The following is a 19769-nucleotide window of genomic DNA, read 5'->3' as shown; positions in this document are numbered from 1 at the left end:
AAAAAATAACTCTGCAATTAGTCGGGCATTTTTCTGACGGAGTGCTAGTGTTGGTAGTCTTGTGTTGGATCACACTTGGTTGCTTCTCAGGGGGAGTGCATCATGTCGACTCCAAATCCTCGTATTGCAGTTTTCGGTCATAAGGTTTCCAGTTCTAATATTCCAGAGATTGAACACTTTTCGGATCTAAGCAGTTTGTTGGCTGCACCCATATTCGATGTTCTATTGCTTGATATGCCAGCGGCTTATGCCGGTCGAGTGCTGCGCAAATTGCGCTCGACTCCGGCGTATCGCTACCAGCTCGTCTATTGCTGTCGAGACCAGGACAGCTGGTGTGAAGCGTTGGGCGATGGCGCATGCCCCGCCGAAACAAGTGAAATAAAAATGCTCTGGGAGATCTGGCGAGAGCGCTTCAACCTGTTCCGGCAGGGTTCTGCGCCCGAGCGGTTTGAAAGTCGGGTGCTGTCGTGGCTGTGGTTGCGTGCCGACGCCCATGTCTATGCCCTGCGCGACCCCGAAGTCCCCCAGCATTATCGCTATCCGCTGCTCGAAGCACTGGCGGATGCCGAGCAGGTCAACCCGTTTGTCTGGCTCAGTTTGATGGTGCAGCACGACTGGCTGGAAGAGGGCGTGCTGGTCGATCGGGTACGTCTGTGTTCGGACTGTGGCTCGGGGCGCCTCAATTACATTGATGTGTGCGCCGAATGCCAGGCGATGGACATTTCACGGCAACCTTCATTGCACTGCTTCACCTGTGGTCACGTGGGTCATCAGGAGTCGTTTCTCAAGGATGGCCTGTTGCTCTGCCCCAATTGTTTGAACCGTTTGCGGCACATTGGCAGTGACTACGATCGCCCTTTGGAAAACTATCGCTGCCGCTCATGCCAGGCATTTTTTGTCGACGCTGATGTGCAGGCGCGCTGTCTGGATTGCGGCTTGTCCCACGCGCCCGACAAGTTGCGCATACGCGAAGTTCGGGACTTTCGTCTGGCGGAAGCGGGGCGTTTCCGTTGTCGCCAGGACTTCAACGATCGATCGATCAACCATTTCGGCCGCCTCAATTTGTTGGGCGGCAAGGATTTTTACGAGCTTTTGACCTGGCAGCTGCAGGTGGTGCGTCGTTACCAGCAGCCGGCGTTCTCATTGATCGGCCTGCGCTTCGTCAATCTGGCCGGTACGCTGGCTCGTCTTGGCGAGCACCGCGGGCATGCCTTCATCGATAGCCTGACGGATCGGCTGAAAGAATCCGTCAGGGAAACCGATCGCTGCTCGCGAAGCACCGAAGAGTTTTTCTGGATCATGCTGCCGCACACGGATGACAAAGGGCTGGAGTTTGTCACCCAGCGTCTGGGCCGGGTCGCCGAATTGTTTTCCGCGCCGGAGGTCAGTGACATTTCCCTGCGCGTCGTCAGTTTCACGGCCCCCGGGGATTTGCTCGAGAAAGAAGACGGTGAGCTGCTGCTGGCCCGTCTTGCCAGTGAGTTGATTTAAGTCATGAGCCCGCTGATGGAGCAACTCTACAGCATGCTCAGTGCAATCATGGGGACGGACGGTTTGAGCCGATTGTTCTACATGCTCTTTCCGTTGTTTCTGGTGTTTGAACTGCCGCTGACGATCCTGGTGCTGCTCGGCGTATTGCGCTGGTTTGCCCGCCGGCGCAGCAGCGTGCCGAAGACCAGTCTCTATCGGCCCAAAGTCTCTTGCATCATCACCTGCTACAGCGAAGGGATGGATGTCCAGGCCACGTTGTTGAGCCTGTGCGAGCAGACGTACCCCGGCCACATCGAGATGATTCCGGTGGTGGACGGCGCCACGATCAATCAACCGACGCTTAGTGCCGTTCGCAATTTTTACGTGGACCCGCTGTTGTACCCCCGGCGCCATTTGCGCCCGATCGCCAAATGGCAGAGGGGCGGACGGGTGTCGTCATTGAACGCCGGCCTGTCCCACGCCAGCGGCGACATCGTCATGGCGCTCGATGGTGATACGTCCTTCGACAACAACATGGTCAGCGCCATCGTGCGCAATTTCGAAGACCCCTCGGTGCCTGCGGTCGCTGGCAGCCTGCGGGTGCGCAATGTCTGGGGCTCCTGGGTCACAGCGATGCAGGCGCTGGAATACGTGTTGTCGATTCACATGTCGAAAATCGGCCTGGCCGAATGGAACCTGGTGAATAACGTTTCGGGTGCCTTCGGCGCTTTCCGCCGCAGTTTCCTGGTGAAAATCGGGGGCTGGAACACCCATACCGCGGAAGACCTGGACCTGACACTGCGCATCAAAAGTTACTTCAAGCGACATGACTTGAGGATTCCCTTCGAGCCGGAAGCGATCGGGCACACCGATGCACCCGCGACGCTCAGGCAGTTTCTGATGCAGCGTCTGCGCTGGGACGGCGACCTGTTTTTTCTGTATGTCAGAAAGCACAACCACAACATCAACCCGGATTTACTGGGTTGGCCAACCTTCCTGATGATCCTGGTCAGTGGCTTCTTTTTTCAGTTGGTGCTGCCGTTCATCATCTTCATCTACACCTTGCTGGCGCTGTTCATTCTGCCGGGCAAGACGCTGTTGTTTCTGTTTGCGCTGATCTACCTGCTGTACCTGTTGATCACCCTGCTGCTGTTCGGCGCCATGTTGTCGATGGTGTCCGACCGACCTCGACAGGACGTGACCCTGGGTTTGTTGGTGCCTGTCTTCCCTCTGTTCATGCTACTCATTCGGTGCTGGAGCGCAGTGGCCATGCTCAACGAAGTGTTTCGTCGTGGCCATGAAGAAACCTCGATGGCGCCGTGGTGGGTTCTTAAACGAGCCACGAGGTTTTGATATGCGATCGGTACTTTTAGCCTTGACGCTGTCGCTGCCCCTGGCCGCGCCTGCCTTTGCATCAACTGAATTCGTGCAGCCGCGTTTCTTGTTGGCGTCCACGGCGGCGCCGAAGTCGGGGCCGGGGACAGGCGCGGGCCAATGGTCCCAGGCCAGTTATGTCTGGGACAGCGAAGCATTGCTTGATCCTGATCGGCGCGAGGCGGAGCTTCAGGCGTTGCGCAAGGCCGGGATGAACAAGATTTACCTCGGCCTCAAAGGCGCACAGGTCAATGATCTGGCCACCACCCGCCAACGGCTGGAGCAACTGCTTCAGGACGCGGCCCGCGAGGATCTACAAGTGAGTCTGTTGCTCGGCGATTCGAGCTGGATCGAGCCGACGGACCGTCACCAGCTCAGCGATTTATTGAAGAAGTTAAAGGGGCTTGCATTCAGCAGCTTGCATCTGGACCTCGAGGTCGAACAACTGGGCATGCCCGTCCCCGATCAGCGCCTGAAAAACTGGCTCGATACCCTGCGCATGGCGTCAAACGAGAGCCCATGGCCCGTGGAAATATCCAGCCATCATCGCTGGTTCGCTGAACCGAAGCCTGGGCAAACCTGTGTGCCATGTGCGCTTCCCGACGCCGGTGTGCGTCAGGTCAGCCTGATGATTTACACCCGCAACCCGAAAAACAGCGCACGCATGACGGAGCAGATCGCCAAGCGCTGGCCGGCGCTGCAGTTTCGTTTGGCCCAAAGCACAGAACCCGAATTGCCCGCCACGGAAAGTTGGGCTGGCGCATCGACTGAACAGTTGAAACATCAGGCCAGCGCCTGGCGCGAACAATTGCAACCGCGGGGGGTTGCCGGTATCGACTGGCAGGCCTGGCGAGACTTCCCCAAACGGTGAGCCGTCATGAAAATTCGTTTCGATAGTCGCAAAGAATTGAACCCCACCCAGGAACAGGGCTTGAGCGTGCTGTACGCACCGAGCAAGCGCATGGCCTTTCGCGCACGCTGGTATTTGATTCTGTTGCTGGTCGCTAGCCCCTTGATCTGGCTGGGAGGAAAGCTGGCGTACAGCATGCTGATGATCGACGCACCGGCCCAATTGCGCCTGCCGATTTACGAGGTGCGCGCGCGCGATGCCGGTCGGGTCGATCAGTTGTTTGCAAAGGCCGGTGAGCAAGTCCAGGCCGATCAAATGCTGGTCAGTCTGGACAACCCGGAATGGCGGGCCCGGCTGGCGCAACTGGCTGCCATGCCGACCAAGGCGACGGGCACCGGCAAAGGCACTGCCCAATTGGGCGGCCGCGAGCGTCAGTTGCTCAAGACCCGAATCGGCAGGGCAGAAGAAAAGATCAAAGAATTGGAGTATCTGGCTGACCGCGGCGCGGCCGCTCGCGGCGAAGTGCTGATGGCGCAGTCGGAACTCGACGGGTTTCGGGCAGATCTGTTGGCCTTCGAGCGCCGCGAGCAACTGGCGCGACAACCCCCGCAAGGGCTTGAGCGCGAGATCATTCAGCAGAACGCCGAGCAGCAGTGGTTAAAGACGCGTCTCGCCGCGTTGTCGATCAAGGCGGGACAGAGCGGTCGCATAGCGGAAGTGCTGGTGACTCCGGGCGAAAACGTCGGTGCCGGTACGCTGTTGATGCGCCTGGAACGGCTGGAGGACCCGTTGCTATGGATTTATCTGGAACCGCTCAACATCAGTTACGCCGCTATCGGGCAGCCGCTGCGCGTGCGCATGCCGGATGGCCAATGGCTGGCGGCGCATGTCGTGCAGGCGGTGGACAGCGCCGGGCGCACGCCGACGGTGCTGCGCGGGCCGTTTGCCGCCAGTGAAATGGGCTTGCAGGTCGCCGCCCGGTTCGATGACCCTCTGCCGTCGCGCTGGCGAATCGATCAACTGCCCTTGAATGTTCGCTTCCCCACGGACTGGCAAGAGATGTTCAGTGCCGGCCGGGCGCTCATGGAAAGAGTCGAGGAGTTCGTCGCGATGGATCGACCTACAACCACTACTCCAGAGTGAATTTGCCATGTCTGCTGATCGAATTCTTGTGACGGGTGGCGCGGGCTTCATTGGTTCGCACCTGGTCGAAGCCTTGCTTGAAAACGGCTATGGCGTGCGGGTACTGGATGATCTTTCAACCGGCAAACTGGCGAATCTGCCGGTGGATAGGGCGCATTTGAGCCTGATAGTCGGGGATGTCGCGGACGCGCCGACAGTGGAGCGCGCCCTGAAAGATTGCAGCGCGGTGGTGCATCTGGCCGCGGTCGCCTCGGTTCAGGCGTCGGTCGAAGATCCGGTCGCCACCCATCAAAGCAACTTCATCGGCACGCTGAACATCTGCGAAGCCATGCGCCAGGCCGGCCTGAGACGGGTGGTGTTCGCTTCCAGCGCCGCCATTTATGGCAACAACGGCGAGGGCACGGCCATCACCGAAGACACGCCCAAAGCCCCGTTGACGCCCTATGCCGCAGACAAACTGGCCAGTGAGCATTTCTTCGATTTTTACCGCCGCCAGCATGGTCTGGAGCCAGTGATTCTGCGCTTCTTCAACATTTACGGACCGCGCCAAGACCCATCATCGCCTTACTCCGGGGTCATCAGTATCTTCAGCGAAAGAGCGCAGAAACACCTGCCCGTCACGGTGTACGGGGACGGTGAACAGACCCGGGATTTCGTCTACGTAGAGGACCTTGTAAAGGTCCTGGTACAGGCAGTGAAAGAGTCGGCGCCGAGCGGCGAACCGGTCAACGTCGGTTTCAACCGCTCAACCAGCATCAACGAGCTGGCGGCCACGTTGAGCACTCTGCTGGGCCGGCCTCTGGCGTTGAATTACGCTGCCCCGCGTTCCGGGGATATCCGCCATTCCCGGGCCGATAACCAGCGTTTGCTTGAACGTTTTCGGTGCGCCGAGCCGATCTGTTTCGCCGATGGTTTGGGCCAGTTACTCAGAAGTCTGGAGAGCGGTGACCGGTGAGCTCCGGGGCGTATAACCGGATGGAACTGTTGTCACAGGCGCACCGTCAATCGAGGATAAGACCGCCAGACCTCAGCGAACAGAAACGCCGAGGCGCAGGAGGCCTTTATCCTTCGACCCCATGACGGAGGGCCTCTCCATGAGGATCGCTCAGATCGCGCCGCTTACCGAACGTTGTCCGCCCCGTTTGTACGGTGGCACTGAGCGGATTGTGTCTTATCTGACCGAAGAACTGGTGCGACAGGGACACGATGTCACGCTCTTCGCCAGCGGTGATTCGCAAACCTCGGCCCGCCTGGAGTCAGGCGCGCACCAGGCTCTGCGGTTCGATCCACGGATCAAGGACGGGGCGCCTCATCACATTTTGATGCTCGATCAAGTCCTGCGGCAGGCGGATCAATTCGACGTGATGCATTTTCATGTCGATATCTTTCATTTTCCGTTGATTCGACATTTGGCCGGGCGCAGCGTGACCACGCTTCACGGGCGTCTGGACATTGCCGACTACCAATCCTTTTACCCTCACTTTCCCGAGGTGCCGCTGGTTTCGGTGTCCAAGGCGCAACGCACCCCGGTGAAGGGCGACGTCAATTGGGTGGGTAATGTCTATCACGGCATTCCGAGCGATCTGCTGACTTTCAACCCGGAACCGAGCGGCGACTATCTGGTGTTTCTGGGGCGCATCTCTCCCGAAAAACGCCCGGACCGGGCCATCGAGATTGCCTCGAAGGCCGGGCTGTCATTGAAGATCGCGGCCAAGGTCGACAAGGCTGATCAGGTGTATTGGGAAGAAGTCATCGCACCGATGATCGCGACCCATCCGAATGTCGAATTTCTCGGCGAGATCGATGAATCGCAAAAGGCAGACTTGCTGGGCAATGCCCGCGCCATGATCTTTCCTATCGACTGGCCCGAGCCGTTCGGCCTGGTCATGATCGAAGCCATGGCCTGCGGCACGCCGGTGATTGCGTTTGGTCAGGGCTCGGTGCCGGAAGTGATCGACGAGGGCGTGTCCGGTTACATCGTCGACGGTGTCGCAGGGGCGGTCGCGGCGGTGCAGCGGTTGGCAGAGCTGGATCGGCGTAAGGTGCGGGCCAGGTTCGACGAACGGTTCACGGTCGAGCGCATGACCCATCACTATCTGGAGTTGTATCGCCATCTGACGGCGGGCAACACCTATGGCCATCCCTCGACACCCTTCGACATTCCAGCCACCGCGTCGCTGCAAGAGCTGCGCTTGCGCAACCTGAAAAACAACGACACCTTCGCGGTGTTCGATCCCAATGGCGATGTGCTGTTCGCGGACGACAGCCCGCAAGGAATTTTCCATACCGATACCCGACACCTTTCCGGGCTCTACCTGACGCTTAACGGCGCGCGGCCGCTGTTGCTCAGTTCCACGCTGCGTGACGATAACGCGATGCTCACGTGCGACCTGACCAACCCGGATCTGTTCGATGTTCATGGCGATAAAATCCTGCACCACGATTTGATCCATCTGCGCCGCTCACGGTTCTTGTGGAAGGGCTCCTGCTACGAACGCCTGACCTTGCGCAATTTTGACGATGCCCCGCAGCATCTGCAATTGAGAATCCAGTTCGCGGCCGACTTCAAAGACCTGTTCGAAGTTCGCGGCGCCCGGCGTCCGCAACGCGGCGAAGGGCACCGGGCAGAGATTACCGATGAAGAGGTGGTGCTTTCCTATACCGGCCTGGACCACAAACGGCGCATGACCCGCCTGCGTTTCGCCCCGGTGCCGGCCAGCCTGACCTGCGATTCGGCGTTGTTCGAGGTTCGGCTGGCCCCGGGGGAAAGCCAGTCGCTGTTCATGGACATCAATTGCGGCGTGCAAAATCCGCCGTTTACGGTGCGCCATGGGTTCTTTATTTCATTGCGCGATTCCCGGCGCGAGTTACGCACATTCTCTTCGCGGGCGGCCTCTGTGGTGAGCTCCCACGATGTGTTCAACGAGGCGGTCAGCCGCAGCGTTTCCGACCTTTACATGCTCATGACCAAAACCCGCGAGGGGCTCTATCCCTATGCCGGCATTCCATGGTTCAGCACCGTTTTCGGACGAGATGCGCTGATCACGGCATGGGAGATGCTGTGGTTCGATCCCGGTATTGCCAAAGGCGTGCTCGGGCATCTGGCCGCCAACCAGGCAACCATCGTTGACCCCCACGCCGATTCCGAGCCCGGTAAAATCCTGCACGAGATAAGGCTGGGGGAAATGGCCGAGTTGGGCGAGGTGCCGTTCCGCCGCTACTACGGCAGTATCGATTCCACACCGTTGTTCGTCATGCTGGCCGCCGCGTACCTGGAACGCACCAATGACTTGGGCACACTGCGGCAGCTCTGGCCCAATATCGAAGCGGCGCTGACCTGGATCGAGGAGTACGGCGACCGCGATGGCGATGGTTTTGTCGAGTATGGCCGGCAGTCCGCCGAGGGGCTGATTAACCAGGGCTGGAAGGACAGCCACGATTCGGTTTTCCATGCTGATGGGCAACTGGCCGTGGGCCCGATTGCGATTGTCGAAGTTCAGGCCTATGTATACGGCGCCTGGACCGGTGCCGCCAAAATTGCCCGTCGGCTGGGTGATCCGGACCGGGCTCAACGCCTTAAATACAAGGCTCAACGCTTGCGTGAAGAATTCGATTCACGCTTCTTCGACGAAGAGCTGGGCACTTATGTATTGGCCTTGGACGGCAACAAGAAACCCTGTCGAATCCGTACCTCCAATGCCGGCCATGCCCTGTTCGCCGGCATCGCTTACCCGGAACGCGCGGCATCGGTCGTCAGCACGCTGATGGACCGTTCATCCTTTTCCGGCTGGGGCGTGCGCACCGTCGCATCTTCCCAGGCTCGCTATAACCCGATGAGCTATCACAACGGTTCCGTCTGGCCCCACGACAATGCGCTGATCGCCGCTGGTTTCGCCCGCTACGGTTACCGTCGGGACGCGGCGCGGATTTTCGAAGGACTGTTCGCCGCGTCGACCTACATCGATCTGCGGCGTTTGCCCGAACTGTTCTGCGGCTTTGCCCGGCAACGCACCCAAGGGCCGACGTTCTATCCAGTCGCCTGCATGCCCCAGGCCTGGGCCGCCGCTGCGCCGTTGTCGATGATTCAGTCGTGCCTGGGGCTGAGCTTCAGACCGAGGAAGCTCAACATCCTGTTCGACGAACCGGTGCTCCCGGCGTTTCTGGACACCATCGCCTTGCGGCGTTTGGCAGTGGGGGCTGAATGTGTGGATTTGATGCTCCGGCGCTCGGGAGAAAACGTCATGATCGAAGTTATCAATCGCCAAGGCCCGGTGCGGATCCTGAGTACCAGTTAGCAAGAGGGGCGCGAGCGTGTCAGAAGGTGAACGCTTGTGCCGAAGGATGCTGAGTCATTTCGGTCTCCAGCAGATGCTCGACCAGCACATCATTCAAAAAGCGGAACTGATCGTTGAGCCCGACCACTTCGTTACTGAAGTGGTTGGCCGCTGCCGGCATCAGCAAGGCCTCGAAGTGCTCGTCGAACACCAGGGCGACTGCTTTGCGAGACACGACTTTTTGCGAATAGTAGTTGCTGCCGAACACCGGAAAGCTCACGGCAAGGCTGACGGAATGAATCATGATTTCGGCTCCTCGGTTTGACCGATGTCCAGCACCAAGCGGGAAAACAAGGTCAGGGTGACGGCCGTCAGGGCCAGGCAGGTCAGGAGATGGATCAACATGGTTTGCCCCTCCGGTGCGGGGTTTTGATTGGGGATGAAATCAATCCTGCACCTGACGGTTTTTTTGCGGAAGGCGTTCGTGGCGATGGTGAATATTGATGTGAATGATGGTAGTGATCTGTAGGAGCTGCCGAAGGCTGCGATCTTTTGATCTTGCTCTCCAATGGCCCCGAAAAGATCGCAGGCTGCGCCAGCTCCTACATTTGAAATGCATTCTCTTGTGGGAGCGGGCTTGCTCGCGAAGGCGTCCTTGAGCGCGCCACCCATTCAACTGACGGACGGCCCATGTCCCCGACCTATACTCAAATCAGCACGCTCTTTAGCGTCCGGACACTCCGTTCGGCGAAGTCTGTAGGACACCGCGATCTTGAACCTGCGTTCGCTGATCGTCGCTGTGTTGGTGATATTGGCGGGATGCGCCACGCCTACGCCTGCCCCGGTAATCGTGGTGCCAGTGGTGGTGTCCCAGAGCACCTGGCAGCAGGTGGATCGGGAGATTGTCGCCGCTTCGCAACAGGCCACCGAACAGGCCAGGGTCTACGCCCGCGGGTCCATGGAGCACTGGCGCACGCGGGTTTATCAGCAAACCGAAGAAGTCTTCATCCCTTGGTTCAGCAGCTACTGGACCCAGGAATGGCTGTCGATGAAAGTCAGCTGGTACGCCATCAATGCCGGAGACGAGCAGGATGCGACGGCCAAACGTCTGGCGGCCTACCTGCTGGAGCAATATCACCGGCGGGTGCTGGAACCGGTGGCGGTGGAGATCGATCCCGACGCGATCCTCGGCCAGGCGACAGAGTTTTATGTGCAACTGATGGGGCAGCAGCTCGAAGTTATTTCCAAACGTCATGGCGTGCCCATGGCGCAGCTCAACGGTCGCATCCAGAAAATCCCCGCTATTTCCCTGGGCCCGCCGTCCGCCCGTGACGCTTCGCTGTATCAGGTGGTGCATGCCGAACTGAGCAAATTGCCGGCCTACCTGGCGCTGATCGACACGATCCACAAGGCGGGCGGCGAGAAGGGCATTGCTTCGACGGACGCCGGCATGGCGCCGGTGGCCAAGCGTGCCAGCAAGCGAATACAAGCCGAAATGGCCCCCCGAGGGGCGGCCAGTGCGGTGGCGGCCGTGGCGGGGAAGGCGGCCGGGGCGTTGATTTCCGTGGGGGTGGCGGGGGTGCGCGCGATTATTCAGGCCAACGACCGGCCTGATAGCGAGGCACTGATTCGCAGTAGTCTGGGCAATTCGTTCGACAAGGCATGGGTGAAGCTGGTGAATAACCCCGCCACCGGCGTCATGGCCGGAACGCTGTACATGGCGAGGCAGATCGAAGGCAGCCTGGCCGCCACCATCGAGCAGCCAGTCGAGCAGTCAGTCGAGCAGTCAGTTGAACAGCGAGTCGAGCCGTCGGTCGATCAGAGCGCGGGAACTGTCGATTGGAGCCACGCTGATTCGACTACCCAGCGGATCACCCCATAACCCGAGGAGAACGATCATGGCTTATGTCGATGGCTTCGTCGCTGCAGTACCCACCGCCAACCGCGAAAAATTCAAGCAACATGCGCTATCCGCTGCCGAAATCTTCAAGGAAAGCGGGGCACTAAGTCTCGCCGAATGCTGGGGGGACGACGTGCCCGATGGCAAAGTGACCTCGTTTCCCATGGCGGTAAAACTCAAGGAAGACGAAACCGTGGTGTTTTCCTGGATCGTCTGGCCCGACAAGGCCACTCGTGACGCCGGGATGGCGAAACTCATGAGCGATCCGCGGATGCAACCCGACGTCAATCCAATGCCGTTTGACGGTCAACGCATGATTTTTGGCGGTTTCGATATGATTGTGAAAGCCTGACGGGAGCCGCAGGATCACTCCGGCTTCGGGGCGGTCCTGCAACTCTTGCGGTTACGAATCTCGCTATCCGAGGGTCGCTCCTTGATGAACTCGAAGCGCGGCTCGCCTTCGTTGTAGTGAACCAGCCAGCCCCATTCCAGCTCGGACTCATCCTGGCCGGGTTTCGGTGGCACGGCCCACCATGGCTCTTTGCTGATGATCTGACGCATGGCGTCCTCCCGTCGATTCGGTTGCTTCAACTATAACGCGCATGTCGGCAGGTGCCAGAAATGCACTTGCTGGCGTGGTATCCCTTTGTAAAATCAAAGGGTCCCCGAAGCCTTGAGGTGGCAGACATGAGCGATGAATCCCGTGAGCCGTTCAAGCGGCTGTTCTTCGCCCTGAACTGCGCCCCCGAACAACGCCGGGCCATCGCCCAATGGCGCAACGCGCTGGGGCTCAACATCGGGCGCCCGGTGCCGGCGGAAAACTTTCATCTGACGCTGCTGTTTCTCGGCACGGTGGGGATGGCGCAGATAGCGGGCGTCTGCGAGGCCGCTGCCAATGTCCGGATGCCTGGCGTGCCGTTGGTGGTTGTGCTTGATCGTCTGGAAGTCTGGCGTCGTTCCGGGGTTTTGTTGCTGGCGCCCGAGCAGGCAGAACCGCAGTTGCTGCGGTTGGTGTATGCGCTGGAACAGGCCATGTTGCCGTTTGGCTTTGAAGACACCCGTCGGGAATTTCGCCCGCATTTGACTCTGATGCGCGACTACCGCGCGCCAGTCCCTGAATCCGCTACGCCGCCAGAGTTTTTCCTGCGTGCTGACCGCTTCACCTTGTTCGAATCCCATAAAGGCCGGTATCGGGCGCTGGCCGAATGGCCGTTGGTTTCTTCATAAAAAAAGGCGCCCGAGAGCGCCTGAAATTCACCTTAACCGAGGAAGCCAGGTGAAGCCGTTCTTCTGAGAGGAGTGCAGCGGTGGTAAGGCGCTGCGTGAACGGAAAATGGTTGAAACCTTGCCACTGATCGTTCCCACGCTCTGCGGGGGAATGCAGCCCGGGACGCTCCGCGTCCCTTCCAGAGCCGAACGCGGAGCGTCCGTGGAGGCATTCCTTTGCTGCGCGTGGGAACGATCATCTGCGCTCCACCACGGACTCCTGTGGGAGCGGGCTTGCTCGCGAAAGCGGTGGGTCAGTCACTAATGATGTTGAATGTGATGGTCCCTTCGCGAGCAAGCCCGCTCCCACATTTTGCTCCGTGGTAGTCAGATATTTTGTGTTCGATTTGCATCACTTACCGAGCTTCACCCGCGTCCAGCCCCGGGTCATCACCCGCTGAATACCGATCGGCATATCTGGAATCGCATACAGCGTCGCCATCACCGCTAGCGGCGGATACGAACCCGGGTCGTCGCGAATCGCTTCATCCACCAGTGGCGTGGCCGCTGCGTTGGCGTTGCTGTAGCCGACGCTGTTGGTGACTTCGGCAATGATGTCCGGGCGCATCAGGAAGTTCATGAACAGGTAGGCGTTGTCGACGTTGGCCGCGTCCCGTGGGATGGCGACCATGTCGTAAAAGCTGCCGGCGCCTTCTTTCGGGATGCTGTATTCGATCTTCACTTTGTCGCCGGCTTCCTTGGCACGGGCCTTGGCTTGCAGCACGTCGCCGGAGTAACCGACGGCGACGCAGATGTTGCCGTTGGCCAGGTCGGAGATGTACTTCGACGAATGGAAGTAAGCCACCGACGGCCGAATTTTCATGAACAGCGCTTCGGCTTCGGCGATCTGCGCCTTGTCCTGGGAGTTCACCGGGTAGCCCAGATAGTGCAGGGCGGCCGGGAGCATCTCCGTCGGCGAATCAAGAAAGCTGATGCCACAGGCTTTGAGCTTCGCGGCGTTTTCCGGTTTGAACAATAGGTCCCAGGAGTTCACCGGCGCATCAGTGCCCAGCACTTCCTTGACCTTGGCCGGGTTGTAACCGATACCGATCGAACCCCACATGTACGGGAACGCATGGCCATTGTCAGGATCGCTGGCAGAGGCGTTTTTCAGCAGTACCGGGTTGAGGTTTTTCCAGTTCGGCAGCTTCGATTTATCCAGCGGCTGATAGACGCCAGCCTTGATCTGCTTGGCCAGGAAACTGTTGGAGGGCACCACGATGTCGTAGCCGGATTTACCGGCCAGCAAGCGTGCCTCAAGGGTTTCGTTACTGTCGAACACGTCGTAGGTCACGCGGATGCCAGTCTCGTCTTCGAACTTCTTGATGGTGTCCGGGGCGATGTAATCCGACCAGTTGTAGACGCGCAATACCTTGTCATTGGCCTGGGCACCGGTAGCCATTGCGCCCAATAAGGACAGTGTCAGCAGAGTCCTGCCAAACATTTTCATCGGTACAACTCCATTTTCTTTTTGTAGAACACAAAACCAATTGTAGGAGCGAGGCTTGCCCGCGAAGAATGCACCGCGGTTTTTCAGGTATTACGCGTCATCGTTCTTCGCGGGCAAGCCTCGCTCCTACAGGTTCTTCGTCTAGACCGTCGCTTCAACTCGCTGGTTTTTCGGTTGCTGCCAAGACTCGCTAGCAGTCTGGTCCATCGCTTCCTGGATCGCCCGTTTGCGCGTGGCTTCGGCCTTGCGGCTGAAGTACCAGACGAGGAAAGTCACCAGCGACACCGCCAACAGAATCAGACTCGCCACGGCATTGATCTCAGGCTTCACACCCAGACGCACCGCCGAGAACACTTCCATCGGCAAGGTCGTCGAGCCTGGGCCAGAGACGAAACTCGCCAACACCAGATCATCCAGCGACAGGGCAAACGACATCATGCCGCCCGCCGCCAGCGAAGGCGCGATCATCGGGATGGTGATCAAAAAGAACACCTTGAACGGACGCGCACCCAAGTCCATGGCCGCTTCTTCAATCGACAGGTCCAGCTCACGCAAACGCGCTGAAACAACAACCGCCACATACGCTGCGCAGAACGTGGTGTGCGCAATCCAGATCGTCACCAAACCACGTTCCTGCGGCCAGCCAATCAACTGCGCCATGGCCACGAACAGCAGCAACAGCGACAGACCAGTGATCACTTCCGGCATCACCAACGGCGCCGTCACCAGACCACCAAACAGCGTGCGACCCTTGAAGCGCGTCACACGGGTGAGCACGAAAGCGGCGAGGGTACCCAACGCCACGGCGGCAATCGCTGTGTAGCAGGCGATTTCCAGGGAGCGCACCACCGAGCCCATCAGTTGCGAGTTGTCGAGCAGGCCGACGTACCACTTCACCGACCAACCGCCCCACACCGTCACCAGTTTCGAGGCGTTGAACGAGTAGATCACCAGAATCAGCATCGGCAGGTAGATAAACGACAGGCCGAAAATCAGCATGAACTTTGAAAATCCGAAGCGCCTCATCCCCGTCCCTCCATCTCTTTAGCCTGGCTGCGGTTGAACAGCAGAATCGGCACAATCAGGATCGCCAACATCACCACCGCCAAGGCAGAAGCCACCGGCCAGTCGCGGTTGTTGAAGAACTCTTGCCAGAGCACTTTACCGATCATCAGGGTTTCCGGGCCGCCCAACAGTTCCGGAATCACGAACTCACCCACCACCGGAATGAACACCAGCATGCAACCGGCGATGATCCCGTTTTTGGCCAGCGGCACAGTGATTTTCCAGAAGTTGTTGAAGTTGCTCGAGCCCAGGTCCGACGCGGCTTCCAGCAAGCTCTGATCGTGCTTGACCAGGTTGGCGTACAGCGGCAACACCATGAACGGCAGGTACGCGTAAACCACCCCGATATAGACCGCGGTGTTGGTATTGAGGATCTCGATCGGCTGCGACGTGAGCCCGGTCCACATCAGGAATGCATTGAGCAAACCGTTGTTGCTGAGAATGCCCATCCACGCATAGACGCGGATCAGGATCGCGGTCCAGGTCGGCATCATGATCAACAGCAGCAAAACGTTCTGCGTTTCCTTGTTGGCCTTGGTGATCGCGTAGGCCATCGGGAAACCGATCACCAGGCACATCAGCGTGCTTAAAAACGCAACCTTCAACGAGCCGAAGTAGGCTGAGATGTACAACTCATCTTCGGTCAGCAGCGAGTAATTGCCGATGTTCAGCAGCAGCTGAAATTTCTGTTCGGCGAAGGTGTAAATCTCGGAGTAGGGAGGAATGGCCAGGGCTGCTTCCGAGAAGCTGATCTTCATCACCAGGAAGAACGGCAACAGGAAAAACAGGCACAGCCACAGGAACGGAATGCCGATGACCAGTTTGCGGCCGCTGGGCACCAGGCGCAGGAACTGCTGATTGAAGGTTCTCATGAGCGCAGTACCACGCCGCTGTCGTCTTCCCACCACACGTAAACCTGATCGTCCCAGGTCGGGCGCGCGCCACGGCGTTCGGCGTTGGCCATGAACGACTGGACGATCTTGCCGCCAGGCAATTCCACGTAAAACACCGAGTGGCCGCCGAGGTAGGCGATGTCATGCACCTTGCCCTCGGACCAGTTGTAGCGAGTCTCGGGCTTGAGGGTGCTGACCAGCATTTTTTCCGGGCGGATGGCGTAGGTGATCGACTTGTCCTGCACCGAGGTACTTACGCCGTGACCGACGTAGATCTTCTGTTGCAGATCCGGGCTGTGAATGATCGCGTGACCTTCCAGATCCTCGACCACGGTGCCGTCGAAAGCGTTCACGTTGCCGATGAACTCACAGACCATGCGGCTGACCGGGGCTTCATAGATATCGACCGGGCTACCGATCTGGGCGATCCAGCCCAGGTGCATGATCGCGATGCGCTCGGCCATGGTCATGGCTTCTTCCTGATCGTGGGTCACCATCACGCAGGTCACGCCGACGCGCTCGATGATTTCCACCAGCTCCAGTTGCATCTGCGAGCGCAGCTTTTTATCCAATGCCCCCATCGGTTCGTCGAGCAACAACAGCTTCGGCCGCTTGGCCAGCGAACGCGCCAGTGCCACACGCTGACGCTGGCCGCCGGACAACTGATGGGGTTTGCGTTTTGCGTATTGGGTCATGTGCACCAGCCGCAGCATTTCTTCGACACGGGCATCGATTTCGCTGGCGGGCAAACGGTCCTGCTTGAGGCCGAAGGCGATGTTCTGCGCCACCGTCATGTGCGGGAACAGCGCATAGGACTGGAACATCATGTTGATCGGCCGTTCGTACGGCGGCATGTCGGTGATGTCGACACCGTCGAGCAGAATCCGCCCTTCGGTCGGGCGCTCGAAGCCGGCGAGCATGCGCAGTAGCGTCGATTTGCCCGAGCCGGAACCGCCGAGCAGGGCGAAGATTTCCCCTTGATGAATCTCCAGGGACACATCGTCCACGGCGGTGGTTTCGTCGAATTTCTTGGTGACGCGGTCGACTTTCACCAACACCTTTTTCGGTGCCTGGTGACCTTCAAGAGCCTTCCTGTAGATGCTGGAGGCGTTTGCCATATGAAACTCCCAACAGGTTTCAGTCGTCGGGCCAACGCGGCCTGACTTAGTTGTTGATTGCAAGCCCAAGCCGTACGGTGCCAACGCGACCCCTGTAGGAGCGAGGCTTGCCCGCGAAGACGGTGTATCAGTCGACATCATCGTTGCCTGACACACCGCCTTCGCGGGCAAGCCTCGCTCCTACAGGGATTTGCGCTTACCCGTACCGGAGGGCTTATTCGGCACCGCCGTCCTGGCTGCCTGGTCGTACTTGTTGTTATTGCGGTTCATCTATTACGTGAGCGACCGGCGCGCAAAGGCACGCCCGCCAGACTCACGGAGGCAGTTAAATCGTTGAATGCTTTTTTGAAGTCAGCGCGTATTACGCAGCGCCGTCCGTTGCCGGCACGCTTCGCCAAACGCCTGGAAAATACTCAAGTAGGGAGGATTCGAAAGCACCTGCCATTCCGGGTGCCATTGCACGCCGACAGCGAAGGCCTTGCTGTGCTCGACGGAAATCGCCTCGATCAAACCATCCGGCGCGATTGCCTCGGCGCGCAGGCCGGGAGCGAGTCGGTCGATGCCCTGGCTGTGAATCGAATTCACCTGGAACACCTGCGGCAAATCCAGCGCTTCGAACACACCGCCCGGTTGCACATTTACAGGATGAGCAGGCGCGTATTGCACAGCCAGGTCCGGGTGATCCGCTTCGCGGTGATCGAGATAGCCGGGCAGCTCATGCACCTTCTGATGCAGGCTGCCGCCGAACGCCACGTTCATTTCCTGAAAGCCCCGGCAGATGCCGAGCACCGGAACACCGGCGGCAATGGCTGCGCGCAATAAGGGCAGGGTGGTGGCGTCCCGTTGCGGATCGTGATCCGTACCGGGGGCACTGGCCGGGCCTTGATAGTGGAAGGGTTCCACATTTGATGGCGAGCCGGTCAGCAACAGACCGTCGAGCTGCGCGAGCAGGTCATCGATTTCGGTCAGATCGCCTAAGGAAGGAATGACCACTGGCAACCCCAAAGCCGCGACGCTGACAGCACGCAAATACTTGTCGCCGCTGACGTGGTAGGGGTGCAGGCCAATCTGTTTGACGCACGCAGTAACGCCGATCAATGGCTTGAATGCCATTTTTATCACCTCGAAGTTTCACACTTGAACGAGCTTTTCCGGAGCTTAGCCTTGTTGATTTTAATTAACAACTCTCATGTAAAAAATTCTAAACGCCGGGCGTCCGATCTTCAGGATTTACGCGGTGTGCAAGACTTGTTTGGCACTCTTGTGCCCAAAAAAGCCCAGAAAATAAAGGGTGAGAGGCCGGGTGTTCGCTATTGACTTCACTTTGCCGTTCGGGTTGACTGGGCTCGTGAACGTGAAGTGAACATAATAATTAACAGCTAATAGGTGCATCATGTCGGTCCCTCTGCGTGCCGTTCAACTCAACGAAGCAAACGCATTCCTTAAGAAATATCCTGAGGTTTTGTACGTCGACCTTCTGATTGCGGATATGAACGGTGTGGTGCGCGGCAAGCGCATCGAACGCACCAGTCTTCATAAGGTTTACGAAAAAGGCATTAACCTCCCGGCGTCACTGTTTGCTCTGGACATCAACGGCTCTACGGTGGAAAGCACCGGCCTGGGTCTGGACATCGGCGACTCGGATCGAATCTGCTTCCCCATCCCCAATACCTTGAGCATCGAACCCTGGCAGAAGCGCCCGACCGCGCAGCTGTTAATGACCATGCACGAACTCGAAGGCCAGCCGTTCTTCGCTGACCCGCGTGAAGTGTTGCGTCAGGTGGTGAGCAAGTTCGATGACATGGGCCTGACCATTTGCGCAGCGTTCGAACTCGAGTTCTATCTGATCGACCAGGACAACGTGAACGGTCGTCCGCAATCGCCACGCTCGCCAGTTTCGGGCAAACGTCCGCACTCGACTCAGGTGTATCTGATCGACGATCTGGACGAGTACGTCGATTGCCTGCAAGACATCCTCGAAGGCGCGAAAGAGCAGGGCATCCCTGCCGACGCCATCGTCAAGGAGAGCGCCCCGGCGCAATTCGAAGTGAATCTGCATCACGTCTCCGACCCTATAAAGGCCTGCGACTACGCGGTGTTGCTCAAGCGTCTGGTGAAGAACATCGCCTACGACCACGAGATGGACACCACCTTCATGGCCAAGCCGTATCCGGGCCAGGCGGGCAATGGTTTGCACGTACACATTTCGATTCTCGACAAAGAAGGCAACAACATCTTTGCCAGCGAGGATCCCGAGCAGAACGCCGCACTGCGTCACGCGATCGGCGGTGTGCTCGAGACCCTGCCGGCGCAGATGGCGTTCCTCTGTCCGAACGTTAACTCGTACCGCCGCTTCGGCGCGCAGTTCTACGTGCCGAACTCGCCAAGCTGGGGCATCGACAACCGCACCGTTGCGGTACGTGTGCCAACCGGTTCGGCAGATGCCGTGCGCATCGAACATCGTGTAGCCGGCGCCGACGCCAACCCGTACCTGCTGATGGCGTCGGTGCTGGCCGGTATTCACCACGGCTTGACCAACCAGATCGAACCGGGCGCCCCGGTCGAAGGCAACAGCTACGAGCAGAACGAACAGAGCCTGCCGAACAACCTGCGCGATGCACTGCGCGAGCTGGACGACAGCGAAGTCATGGCGCGCTACATCGACCCGCTGTACATCGACGTGTTCGTGGCGTGCAAGGAAAGCGAGCTGGCCGAGTTCGAAAACTCCATCTCCGACCTTGAGTACAACTGGTACTTGCATACGGTTTGATTGGCCTAGCGGTGTATGCATTCTCTGCATGCGCCGCCAATCAAATGTGGGAGCGGGCTTGCTCGCGAAAGCGGTGGGTCAGTCGCCATCAATGTTGAATGTGATGGCCTCTTCGCGAGCAAGCCCGCTCCCACAGTGGATTGCGGTGTTCTGATACTTAACTGGTTGGCATCAATCCAACGATCAACTATTCCTC

The 19769-nt window shown here is 58.8% G+C and carries 17 protein-coding genes; 10 read left to right on the top strand and 7 right to left on the bottom strand.

From position 1 onward, the window contains the following. The first annotated feature begins 198 nt into the window (after positions 1–198). The 6 genes from TU81_RS10050 to TU81_RS30750 all read left to right on the top strand — a co-directional run bounded on the left by TU81_RS10050 (position 199) and on the right by TU81_RS30750 (position 9132). Positions 199–1491: a TackOD1 domain-containing metal-binding protein gene (locus tag TU81_RS10050; RefSeq protein ID WP_313847633.1), complete on the top strand. Its 1293-nt coding sequence runs from the start codon at positions 199–201 to the stop codon at positions 1489–1491. Positions 1492–1494: 3 nt separating this feature from the next. Further along, a complete protein-coding gene (locus tag TU81_RS10045) occupies positions 1495–2823 on the top strand; it encodes a glycosyltransferase family 2 protein (RefSeq protein WP_048394833.1) in 1329 nt (442 codons plus the stop codon). 1 nt (position 2824) lies between these two features. Next, entirely contained in the window at positions 2825–3715 is an 891-nt protein-coding gene (locus TU81_RS10040) for a hypothetical protein (protein WP_038983859.1), read from the top strand. Between the two features lie 6 nt (positions 3716–3721). Continuing rightward, positions 3722–4837 (top strand): HlyD family secretion protein, encoded by a 1116-nt coding sequence (locus tag TU81_RS10035; protein ID WP_038983857.1) that lies wholly within the window; start codon positions 3722–3724, stop codon positions 4835–4837. 7 nt (positions 4838–4844) lie between these two features. Then, positions 4845–5792 carry an NAD-dependent epimerase/dehydratase family protein gene (locus TU81_RS10030; protein WP_048394831.1) on the top strand — a complete coding sequence of 316 codons (948 nt, stop codon included), beginning with the start codon at positions 4845–4847 and terminating at the stop codon, positions 5790–5792. Positions 5793–5931: 139 nt separating this feature from the next. After that, positions 5932–9132: a glycogen debranching N-terminal domain-containing protein gene (locus TU81_RS30750; RefSeq protein ID WP_162232623.1), complete on the top strand. Its 3201-nt coding sequence runs from the start codon at positions 5932–5934 to the stop codon at positions 9130–9132. Positions 9133–9151: 19 nt separating this feature from the next. On the opposite strand, the gene TU81_RS10020 is transcribed toward TU81_RS30750, so the two are convergent. Next, positions 9152–9415: a hypothetical protein gene (locus TU81_RS10020; RefSeq protein ID WP_048394829.1), complete on the bottom strand. Its 264-nt coding sequence runs from the start codon at positions 9413–9415 to the stop codon at positions 9152–9154. A gap of 468 nt (positions 9416–9883) precedes the next feature. Between TU81_RS10020 and TU81_RS10015 the strand changes: the two genes are divergently transcribed. Together TU81_RS10015 and TU81_RS10010 are read left to right on the top strand one after the other, a co-directional pair. After that, entirely contained in the window at positions 9884–10993 is a 1110-nt protein-coding gene (locus tag TU81_RS10015) for a hypothetical protein (RefSeq protein ID WP_048394828.1), read from the top strand. Between the two features lie 16 nt (positions 10994–11009). Next, complete coding sequence (locus TU81_RS10010) at positions 11010–11363, top strand: DUF1428 domain-containing protein (RefSeq protein WP_038983851.1); 354 nt, start codon at positions 11010–11012, stop codon at positions 11361–11363. Between the two features lie 14 nt (positions 11364–11377). On the opposite strand, the gene TU81_RS10005 is transcribed toward TU81_RS10010, so the two are convergent. Beyond that, positions 11378–11572 carry a hypothetical protein gene (locus TU81_RS10005; RefSeq protein ID WP_038983849.1) on the bottom strand — a complete coding sequence of 65 codons (195 nt, stop codon included), beginning with the start codon at positions 11570–11572 and terminating at the stop codon, positions 11378–11380. 126 nt (positions 11573–11698) lie between these two features. On the opposite strand from TU81_RS10005, the gene thpR reads away from it, so the two are divergent. Further along, entirely contained in the window at positions 11699–12238 is a 540-nt protein-coding gene (thpR, locus tag TU81_RS10000) for an RNA 2',3'-cyclic phosphodiesterase (protein ID WP_038983847.1), read from the top strand. A gap of 391 nt (positions 12239–12629) precedes the next feature. Here thpR and TU81_RS09995 read toward each other — a convergent pair whose 3' ends face one another. From TU81_RS09995 to TU81_RS09975, 5 genes are all read right to left on the bottom strand, one after another. Further along, on the bottom strand, positions 12630–13727 hold the full coding sequence (locus tag TU81_RS09995) for a polyamine ABC transporter substrate-binding protein (RefSeq protein ID WP_048394819.1): 1098 nt from the start codon (positions 13725–13727) through the stop codon (positions 12630–12632). A 141-nt stretch (positions 13728–13868) separates the two neighbouring features. Beyond that, entirely contained in the window at positions 13869–14753 is an 885-nt protein-coding gene (locus TU81_RS09990) for an ABC transporter permease subunit (protein ID WP_048394817.1), read from the bottom strand. Then, positions 14750–15631 (bottom strand): ABC transporter permease subunit, encoded by an 882-nt coding sequence (locus TU81_RS09985; RefSeq protein WP_167344817.1) that lies wholly within the window; start codon positions 15629–15631, stop codon positions 14750–14752. Before TU81_RS09985 ends, TU81_RS09990 begins: the two co-directional genes overlap by 4 nt. A 29-nt stretch (positions 15632–15660) precedes the next feature. Continuing rightward, a complete protein-coding gene (gene potA / locus TU81_RS09980; RefSeq protein ID WP_030128944.1) occupies positions 15661–16803 on the bottom strand; it encodes a polyamine ABC transporter ATP-binding protein in 1143 nt (380 codons plus the stop codon). A 351-nt stretch (positions 16804–17154) separates the two neighbouring features. After that, the gene (locus TU81_RS09975; RefSeq protein ID WP_038983839.1) at positions 17155–17916 is read right to left on the bottom strand and encodes a gamma-glutamyl-gamma-aminobutyrate hydrolase family protein; all 762 of its coding nucleotides are present in this window, start codon (positions 17914–17916) and stop codon (positions 17155–17157) included. 280 nt (positions 17917–18196) lie between these two features. Between TU81_RS09975 and TU81_RS09970 the strand changes: the two genes are divergently transcribed. Then, positions 18197–19573 carry a glutamine synthetase family protein gene (locus tag TU81_RS09970; RefSeq protein WP_038983837.1) on the top strand — a complete coding sequence of 459 codons (1377 nt, stop codon included), beginning with the start codon at positions 18197–18199 and terminating at the stop codon, positions 19571–19573. Positions 19574–19769: the final 196 nt, after the last annotated feature.

Source organism: Pseudomonas lini, from assembly GCF_001042905.1.
GTDB classification, from domain to species: domain Bacteria; phylum Pseudomonadota; class Gammaproteobacteria; order Pseudomonadales; family Pseudomonadaceae; genus Aquipseudomonas; species Aquipseudomonas lini.
The sequence above is the reverse complement of the archived record's forward strand: the minus strand, read 5'-3'. Positions and strand labels throughout refer to the sequence as shown.

Coding starts and splice junctions, on each gene's coding strand:
- TU81_RS10045 (WP_048394833.1), top strand. CDS start 1,495: ATGAGCCCGCTGATGGAGCAACTCTACAGCATGCTCAGTGCAATCATG.
- TU81_RS10040 (WP_038983859.1), top strand. CDS start 2,825: ATGCGATCGGTACTTTTAGCCTTGACGCTGTCGCTGCCCCTGGCCGCG.
- TU81_RS10035 (WP_038983857.1), top strand. CDS start 3,722: ATGAAAATTCGTTTCGATAGTCGCAAAGAATTGAACCCCACCCAGGAA.
- TU81_RS10030 (WP_048394831.1), top strand. CDS start 4,845: ATGTCTGCTGATCGAATTCTTGTGACGGGTGGCGCGGGCTTCATTGGT.
- TU81_RS30750 (WP_162232623.1), top strand. CDS start 5,932: ATGAGGATCGCTCAGATCGCGCCGCTTACCGAACGTTGTCCGCCCCGT.
- TU81_RS10020 (WP_048394829.1), bottom strand. CDS start 9,415: ATGATTCATTCCGTCAGCCTTGCCGTGAGCTTTCCGGTGTTCGGCAGC.
- TU81_RS10010 (WP_038983851.1), top strand. CDS start 11,010: ATGGCTTATGTCGATGGCTTCGTCGCTGCAGTACCCACCGCCAACCGC.
- TU81_RS10005 (WP_038983849.1), bottom strand. CDS start 11,572: ATGCGTCAGATCATCAGCAAAGAGCCATGGTGGGCCGTGCCACCGAAA.
- thpR (WP_038983847.1), top strand. CDS start 11,699: ATGAGCGATGAATCCCGTGAGCCGTTCAAGCGGCTGTTCTTCGCCCTG.
- TU81_RS09995 (WP_048394819.1), bottom strand. CDS start 13,727: ATGAAAATGTTTGGCAGGACTCTGCTGACACTGTCCTTATTGGGCGCA.
- TU81_RS09990 (WP_048394817.1), bottom strand. CDS start 14,753: ATGAGGCGCTTCGGATTTTCAAAGTTCATGCTGATTTTCGGCCTGTCG.
- potA (WP_030128944.1), bottom strand. CDS start 16,803: ATGGCAAACGCCTCCAGCATCTACAGGAAGGCTCTTGAAGGTCACCAG.
- TU81_RS09975 (WP_038983839.1), bottom strand. CDS start 17,916: ATGGCATTCAAGCCATTGATCGGCGTTACTGCGTGCGTCAAACAGATT.
- TU81_RS09970 (WP_038983837.1), top strand. CDS start 18,197: ATGTCGGTCCCTCTGCGTGCCGTTCAACTCAACGAAGCAAACGCATTC.